Origin of the sequence: Mycobacterium sp. (assembly GCF_032161845.1) — a bacterium.
Taxonomy (GTDB): Bacteria; Actinomycetota; Actinomycetes; order Mycobacteriales; family Mycobacteriaceae; genus Mycobacterium.
The window spans coordinates 1-7,521 of record NZ_JAVRQA010000171.1 but is presented as its reverse complement, the minus strand read 5'-3'; the positions used below and the strand labels follow the sequence as shown (position 1 = coordinate 7,521).

10 protein-coding genes and 1 pseudogene are annotated in these 7,521 nt (G+C 66.9%); 5 read left to right on the top strand and 6 right to left on the bottom strand.

The genetic code is table 11. From position 1 onward, the window contains the following. On the top strand, window positions 1-280 hold a 280-nt coding region (locus tag QOD90_RS09915), incomplete at its 5' end, for a BtpA/SgcQ family protein (RefSeq protein ID WP_526349115.1). A 32-nt stretch (window positions 281-312) separates the two neighbouring features. Here QOD90_RS09915 and QOD90_RS09910 read toward each other — a convergent pair. Continuing rightward, the gene (locus QOD90_RS09910) at window positions 313-819 is read right to left on the bottom strand and encodes a winged helix-turn-helix transcriptional regulator (protein ID WP_526349113.1); all 507 of its coding nucleotides are present in this window, start codon (window positions 817-819) and stop codon (window positions 313-315) included. Between the two features lie 97 nt (window positions 820-916). Between QOD90_RS09910 and QOD90_RS09905 the strand changes: the two genes are divergently transcribed. After that, entirely contained in the window at window positions 917-2,134 is a 1,218-nt protein-coding gene (locus QOD90_RS09905) for a thiolase family protein (RefSeq protein WP_526349111.1), read from the top strand. A gap of 64 nt (window positions 2,135-2,198) precedes the next feature. On the opposite strand, the gene QOD90_RS09900 is transcribed toward QOD90_RS09905, so the two are convergent. Next, window positions 2,199-2,615, bottom strand: coding sequence for a nitroreductase family deazaflavin-dependent oxidoreductase (locus QOD90_RS09900; RefSeq protein WP_526349117.1), 417 nt, complete (start codon window positions 2,613-2,615; stop codon window positions 2,199-2,201). Window positions 2,616-2,620: 5 nt separating this feature from the next. Further along, the gene (locus tag QOD90_RS09895; protein WP_526349119.1) at window positions 2,621-2,836 is read right to left on the bottom strand and encodes a hypothetical protein; all 216 of its coding nucleotides are present in this window, start codon (window positions 2,834-2,836) and stop codon (window positions 2,621-2,623) included. On the opposite strand from QOD90_RS09895, the pseudogene QOD90_RS09890 reads away from it, so the two are divergent. After that, window positions 2,759-2,968, top strand: a pseudogene (locus tag QOD90_RS09890) (steroid 3-ketoacyl-CoA thiolase); the annotation flags it as partial. The gene QOD90_RS09895 and the pseudogene QOD90_RS09890 sit on opposite strands and share 78 nt — an antisense overlap. 21 nt (window positions 2,969-2,989) lie before the next feature. On the opposite strand, the gene QOD90_RS09885 reads toward QOD90_RS09890, so the two are convergent. Next, complete coding sequence (locus QOD90_RS09885) at window positions 2,990-3,439, bottom strand: nitroreductase family deazaflavin-dependent oxidoreductase (RefSeq protein WP_526349109.1); 450 nt, start codon at window positions 3,437-3,439, stop codon at window positions 2,990-2,992. After that, the gene (gene aspS, locus QOD90_RS09880; protein WP_526349107.1) at window positions 3,436-5,211 is read right to left on the bottom strand and encodes an aspartate--tRNA ligase; all 1,776 of its coding nucleotides are present in this window, start codon (window positions 5,209-5,211) and stop codon (window positions 3,436-3,438) included. Before aspS ends, QOD90_RS09885 begins: the two co-directional genes overlap by 4 nt. Before the next feature lie 77 nt (window positions 5,212-5,288). Between aspS and QOD90_RS09875 the strand changes: the two genes are divergently transcribed. Continuing rightward, the gene (locus QOD90_RS09875) at window positions 5,289-6,206 is read left to right on the top strand and encodes an oxidoreductase (RefSeq protein ID WP_526349105.1); all 918 of its coding nucleotides are present in this window, start codon (window positions 5,289-5,291) and stop codon (window positions 6,204-6,206) included. Between the two features lie 37 nt (window positions 6,207-6,243). Next, a complete protein-coding gene (locus QOD90_RS09870; RefSeq protein WP_526349103.1) occupies window positions 6,244-6,780 on the top strand; it encodes an SRPBCC family protein in 537 nt (178 codons plus the stop codon). On the opposite strand, the gene QOD90_RS09865 is transcribed toward QOD90_RS09870, so the two are convergent. Next, on the bottom strand, window positions 6,749-7,521 hold a 773-nt coding region (locus QOD90_RS09865; RefSeq protein WP_526349101.1), incomplete at its 5' end, for a carboxylesterase family protein. The genes QOD90_RS09870 and QOD90_RS09865 overlap by 32 nt on opposite strands.

Here is a 7,521-nt window from a genome sequence, read left to right as displayed (position 1 = left end):
CGCGACGTTGCCCGACGCGATCTGCGTGTCCGGTGCGACGGCCGGTGCACCGACCGATTCCGAGGCGCTGCGCGTGGTGAAGTCCGCCGCAGGCGCGGTGCCCGTATTCGTCAACACGGGCGTGCGGGCCGAGAACGTGGCCGACCAGCTCGACATCGCCGACGGTGCGATCGTGGGCACCTACTTCAAGAAGGACGGTGTCTTCGAGAATCGGGCAGAGCGTTCGCGGGTCGCCGACCTCATGGGCCAAGCCCGCAAGTTCCGGGAACAGCTCGCCTGACCGTCACCCCCGAGTGGGCACTTAAGGCACGTCTACGGCGAGTCTGCGTGCCGTAAGTGGCCGCTCTCGGTTCCTCGCCTGACCAGTCGTACCGCCAACTCCTCTGGCGGCACGTCGTGGCCCTCAGCGCAACGGATCTCGACGGTCGCCTCCGCGCCGCAGCCGAGGTGTGACAGCCGCAGCCGAGACTCGTCGAGGTACGTCCTGCCCCACTCGAACATGGCCCACACGACGGGCATGAACGCCGTCCCCTTGTCAGTGAGGACGTATTCGTCTCGGCTGCGCTGGCCGGGTTCCCGGTACGGCTGTTTGGCGAGCAGTCCGGCCTCGACGAGTTCAGTGAGCCTGGCAGAGGTGGCCGCCTTGGTGATTCCGACGCGGCGGGCGAAATCGTCGAACCTCCTGGTGCCGTAGTAGGCCTCGCGCATGATCAGCATCGCCGACTTGGTCCCCACCAGCGCCATCGTCTTCTCGACTGGGCAATGGCCGACCGCGGACCAGGAGTCGCGGTTGGCGAGGGGCCCTTGCAGGACTGTCATGTACATCACTCCACAGCTGGGTTGTTGAGACTAGACCGAGGTGTTACATCTAAGTATAGAGAGTAGTACTCAGCGACGAGTCACCGAGGAGAACACCATGTCCGTCTTGAAGGCGCAGTATTCGGATCGCGACGCCGTCATCGTGAGCGCGGTACGCACACCCGTCGGCAAGGGCAAGGCCAATGGCGCGTTGCACGAGGTGCTGCCCGCCGATCTGCTGGCGCATAGCTTGCGCGAGGTGGTGGGACGCGCCGGGGTGGATCCCGTTCAGGTCGACGACGTGATCGCGGGCGCCGTCACACAGGTGGGCGATCAATCCGTCAACATCGCCCGCAACGCTCTGCTCGGAGCGGGTTTCCCCGAGAGCGTGCCCGGCACGACCGTCGACCGTCAGTGCGGAAGTAGCCAGCAGGCAATCAGTTTCGCCGCGCAAGGTGTGCTCGCCGGCTCGTACGACATCGTGATCGCGGGGGGTGTCGAATCGATGTCACGCGTGCCGATGGGGAGCAGCGTGCTTCCCGGCAGCGACCCCTTCGGCCGCGGCATGGCCGAGCGGTACGCAGACGGTCTGGTTCCGCAGGGGATCAGCGCAGAACTGATCGCCGCCAAGTGGGGACTGTCCCGCACCGAGCTCGACGAGTTCTCGGCGAGCAGCCACGAGAAGGCGGCACGCGCGACCAAGGACGGCTTCTTCGACAACGAGCTGGCTCCGATCGCCGGACTGTCGACCGACGAGATCATCCGACCCGGCACGACGGTGGAAACGCTGGCAGGCCTGCAACCCGCCTTCTACAACGAGGCCTACTCGGCGCGCTTCCCCCAGATCAAGTGGGAAATCACCCCGGGCAACTCCTCGCCGCTGTCGGACGGCAGCGCCGCGGTGATGATCACCAGCGGAGCGGCGGCCCGCAAATTGGGGCTGCGGCCGCTGGCCCGCATCCACACCATGACGGTGGTCGGCTCCGATCCGCTCTACATGCTGACAGGCGTCGTCCCGGCGACGGAGAAGGTGCTGGCACGCGCCGGCCTGACGCTGGCCGACATCGACCTATTCGAGGTCAACGAGGCGTTCGCCCCCGTGGTGCTGGCATGGGCAAGAGACGTGTTTGGGGTGCGAGGTGCAGCCAAGGGGCTGGAGCGGACCAACGTCAACGGCGGTGCGATCGCCATCGGACACCCACTCGGAGCCTCGGGTGCCCGCATTATGACCACCATGGTCAACGCGCTTGAACAGCGTGGCGGACGGTACGCCTTGCAGACGATGTGTGAGGGCGGCGGCATGGCCAACGCCACCATCATCGAACGGCTCGGCTAGCCCCCACCATCCGATTTCGGCGAGCCATCCGCGATGGTGGGCACCGTTGGCGCGCCGAAGGCGCTCAGTTGGTGGCGCGGGTGAGCTCGAACAGCGGGATGGCCCGCGTGGTGGTGGCCTGGTGATCGGCAACGAAGGGCGCAACCTCGATGATCTTCGGGTACGCCGCGTCGCGCTCGTCGACTGACAACTCGCGGGCGACGGCGTCGTAGGCCTCGGTGCCGACCTCGATGTGCACCTGCGGATACGCCCGCAGGTTGTGCGCCCACGCGGGATCCTTTGGCGCACCGGCGGCGGAGCCGATGATCAGCATCTTGTCGTCGATCGTCAGGTAGGCCAGCGGCGACACCCGCGGCTTTCCGGACTTTGCGCCAGTGGTGTGCAGCAGCAAGAGGGTGCCCCCCTCGAATGGTCCACCGACCACTCCACCGTTAGCCCGGAACTCTGCCACGACGTCGCGATTCATCGCGTGGAAATCCATCTCAGTCACGCTTTCTCAAGCTTCTCCGGCGTGCCGCCTATTCCCGACTCCTTTCCTGCTGTGCGGTGATCGGGGCAGGCGATGACCTCGCGGATGGAGTCCAAGCCGTCGAACAGCGCGGTGATGCCGTCCCACCCGAAGGCCCGCTCGTTGTGGCATGGGCCCGTGATACCGACCTGGCCAAGACCAACGTCAACGGCGGCGCCATCGCCATCAGGCACCCGTTGGGCGCCAGCGGTGCCCGCATCATGACGGCGATGGTCAACGCGCTGGAACAGCGTGACGGGCGCTTCGCGCTGCAGACGATGTGCGAGGGCGGCGGCATGGCCAACGCCACCATCATCGAACGCCTCTACCGAGTGATTTCGCGAGGGTTAGACCCGGATCAGCTCGAACAGCGGGATAGACCGAGTGGTGTTGGCCTGGTACTCGGCGAACACGGGCGCGACCTCGGTGATCTTCGGGTACGTAGCGTCGCGTTCGTCATCGGGCAATTCACGCACGCTGACGTCGTACGACTCGGTGCCGACCTCGATGCGGGCCTGCGGATTGGCCCGCAGATTGTGCACCCACGCGGGGTCCTTCGGCGCGCCGGCATAGGACCCGACGATCAGCATCTTGCCGTCGACGGTGAGGTAGGCCAGCGGCGAGAGTCGCCGCTTTCCCGACTTGGCGCCGGTGGTGTGTAGCAGGAGCAGCGTTCCACCCTCGAACGGTCCGCCGACCTTGCCGCCGTTGGCGCGGAACTCTTCGACGATGCCGCGGTTGAATTCGTCGAGTGCGTTGGCGTCGGCCACCAGTTCGCTTCTGTTGATTTCGGTCATGCCTCAGTCAAGGCCTTGGGCTTGGCGTCTATTCCGGATTCCTTGCGCTGCTGGGGCGTAATGGGCGCAGGCGCGTCGGTCAGCGGGTCGACACCGCCGCCGGACTTCGGGAACGCGATGACCTCGCGAATGGAGTCCAATCCGGCGAGCAACGCGGTGATGCGATCCCAGCCGAAGGCGATCCCACCGTGGGGCGGCGCACCAAAGGTGAAGGCGTCCAGCAGGAATCCGAACTTGTCTTGCGCTTCGTCGTGGTCGATGCCCATCATCGCGAACACCCGCTCCTGGACGTCGCGGCGGTGGATGCGGATCGAGCCGCCGCCGATCTCGTTGCCGTTGCAGACGATGTCGTACGCGTTGGCCAGCGCGCTGCCCGGGTCGGTGTCGAACGTCGCCTCCGACGCCGGCTTGGGCGAGGTGAAGGCATGGTGCACGGCCGTCCACGCGCCGGATCCGACCGCCACGTCACCGGACGCGGTGGCCTCGTCGGCGGCCTCGAACAACGGCCAGTCGACCACCCAGGTGAACGCCCACGCGGCGGGGTCGATCATGTCGAGTCGCTTGGCGACCTCGATCCGCGTCGCGCCCAGTAGCGCACGCGCCCCCTTCACCGGACCTGCCGCAAAGAAGATGCAGTCCCCCGGCTTGGCGCCGACGTGGGCGGCCAAGCCGTCGCGCTCGGTGTCGGTCAGGTTCTTGGCCACCGGGCCACCGAGTGTGCCGTCCTCGGCGATCAGCACGTAGGCCAGCCCCTTGTGGCCACGCTGCTTGGCGAACTCCTGCCAGCCGTCGAGGGTGCGTCGCGGCTGCGACGCTCCACCCGGCATGACGACGGCACCGACGTGCGGCGCCTGGAAGACCCGAAAGGTGGTGTCGGAGAAGTACTCCGTGCAGTCGGCGAGTTCGAGGCCGAACCGAAGGTCCGGCTTGTCGGACCCGAACCGCCGCATGGCCTCGTCGTAGCTGATGCGTGGGATCGGCGTCGGCAAGTCGTAGCCGATGAGCGCCCACAGCGCCTTGAGCACCTCCTCGGACACAGCGATCACGTCGTCGGCGACGACGAAGCTAATCTCCATGACCAACTGGGTGAACTCGGGCTGGCGATCAGCGCGGAAGTCCTCGTCGCGGTAGCAGCGCGCGATCTGGTAGTACCGCTCCATGCCCGCCACCATCAGCAACTGCTTGAACAGCTGCGGGCTCTGCGGCAGTGCGTAGAACGAACCGGGCTGCAGGCGCGCGGGCACCAGGAAGTCACGTGCCCCCTCCGGCGTCGACCTGGTCAACGTCGGCGTCTCGATCTCGACGAAGTCGTGGCCGGCCAGCACACCCCTGGCGGCGGCGTTCACCTTGGACCGCAACCGCATTGCGTCACCTGGGCCTTGGCGGCGCAGGTCGAGGTACCGGTACTTGAGTCGAGCTTCCTCGCCAGGGGTTTCGTCGAGCTGGAACGGCAATGGTGCACTCTCGCTCAGCACGGTCAGCGTCGTCGCGTTGACCTCGATGTCGCCGGTGGCGATGTCGGCGTTGGCGTTGCCCTCGGGCCTTGCCTCGACGACACCTTCGACGAGGACGCAGAACTCAGCGCGTAGCCGGTGGGCCTGCTCGAGGACCTTGACGTCGCGGAAGACCACCTGAGCCACGCCGGATGCGTCCCGCAGGTCGATGAAGATGACACCACCGTGGTCGCGCCGACGTGCCACCCAACCGGCCAACGTGACCGTCTGGCCGGCATCGGTGGCCCGCAACGAACCGGCGGCATGACTGCGCAACACGAAAACTCCTGAGGGAAAGACCTGATATGAGGACTGCCACAGTGTAGTGGTGGGGGTCGCGGCGCTACCGTGGCGTCGTGGATCAGCGTTCGCGCGAAGACCGCGACCCAGGGACCACCATTGCGCTGGTCGGCCCCGGTGCCATCGGTTCGACGGTGGCAGCGTTGCTGTACGCCGCGGGCCATCGTGTGGTCGTGTGCGGGCGCACGGCTCGAGAATCGATCGAGTTGAGGCCGGACGACGGCGACCCCATCGTCGTGCCCGGCCCGGTGCGCACCGATCCCGCGTCGATCGACGGTCCGGTCGACGTGGTGATCCTCGCGGTCAAGGACACCCAGAACGAGGCGGCCGCCGCCTGGCTGGACCGGCTATGCGACGAGAACACGGTCGTGTGCGTGATGCAGAACGGCGTCGAGCAGGTCGAGCGCGTCGGACGGTACTGCCGCGCAGGCACCGTGGTGCCATGCGCGGTGTGGTTCTCGGCCGAATCCCAGCCGCAGGGCTGGGTGCGGCTTCGCACGCCGGTGCGGTTGGTTCTGCCCGACGACGAGGCCGCCCGAAGCCTCGCCGAGACGTTGCGTGGGCCGTCGCTGACGGTGGAGTGCAGCGCCGACTTCGTCGACGACGCTTGGCGCAAGCTGATGACCAACGCCGTCGCCGGGTTGATGGTCCTGACCGGTCGTCGGTCGGGGATGTTCCGTCGAGACGACGTCGCGCGGCTTGGCCGGGCCTATCTGGCTGAATGTCTCGCCGTGGCGCGAGCCGAGGGCGCGCACTTCGACGACGGCGTGATCGACGAGATCATCGGCCTATTCACTGGCGTGCCCGAGGATCTGACGACCTCGATCCTGACCGACCGCGAGCAGGGCAGACCCCTGGAGTGGGACGTCCGCAACGGTGTCGTCGCGCGCAAGGGCGCCGAGCACGGCCTGGCCACGCCCATCAGTGACCTCGTGGTGCCATTGCTCGCGGCGGCGAGCGACGGCCCCGAGTGACCCTTCGAGTAGACACCAGGCCCTAGAGTGTCTACTCATGGCTGGAATTAGTCGGCGAACGTACCCGTGCGAACGGGTCGACCTGAGCTTCGTCGACGACGCCCCGTTTCGGTTCGTCAGCACCGTCGACCTCACCATCACTCCCGAGCAACTCTTCGAGGTACTGGCAGACGCGGAATCGTGGCCACACTGGGCGACCGTGATCACCAACGTGACGTGGACGAGTCCGGAACCGCGCGGCATCGGTACGACGCGCACCGTGGACATGCGCGGCGGCATCACCGGGGCCGAGGAGTTCCTCGCTTGGGAACCCTACTCCCACATGGCATTCCGCTTCAACGAAAGTACGTCCGATGCCATCTCGGCATTCGCGGAGGAGTACCGGGTGGTCCGGACGCCCCAGGGCTGTCACCTGACCTGGGTGATGGCGATGAAGCCCAACGGCATTGCGGCTCGGCTTGGCATGCAACTCGGCAAGCCCGTGATGGCTTGGCTGTTTCAGCGGTTCCTGCACAACCTCGATCGCTACGCCGAAAAGCGGTTCAGTACAACCCCTCCCACGCCGACCGTCTGACACCGTCGGGGTCGGCGACGGTGTCGTCGCGGGTCGATCTGATCACCCGCGTCCGGCGCGAGGTCGCGTCATACCGAGGCCAGTCCTCGCCGAGCTCGGCGGTCGCAAAGTTCAGCCAGGTCCGCTGCATCCGTCGGCCGACCGACGGTTGCACCCGTCTGCCCAGCGGGTGGACCTTGCGCCCCAGGTAGGACCCGTAGCTGTGCTGGACGTGCACGATCTCACTGCCGTGGGTCGCGCCGAGACCGAGCAACCGCAGGCTCCAGGCGGCATGGTCGAAGCGGTAGACGTAGGTCGGCGCGTGCTCGGCATAAGCGTCGGCGAACGCCCAAGTGGGAGCACCGAACATCGTGTCCGAACCCAGTGCGATGAGGGCACGGCGCCGCGGATAGTCCGGGTACGCCGCCAGCACGCGGTCCTTGGCATCGGGCGCAGTGCGGGCGAAGTACGAGTCGACCATTGGCTGGGTGGTCGGCAGCATCGGCGGCTTGCCCCAGGCGAACATCGACGCCTCGTGACTGTTGGTGCCGACGATCAATGGAATCGGCGACACCCCGCCCACTCTCGCGGCGTCGATCGGATGCCTCGGCAGGGAATCGACCCCATGGGTCAACCCGTACGCCAACGTCGGCGTGTGCGCGGCACTCTCGCCCTGGAGTCGACCCGCGGCGCGTCGGAGCTGGCGCTGAGGCAGGGACTTCACCTCGTCGACGGACACGCCGAGTCGCTCCACGAACGTCC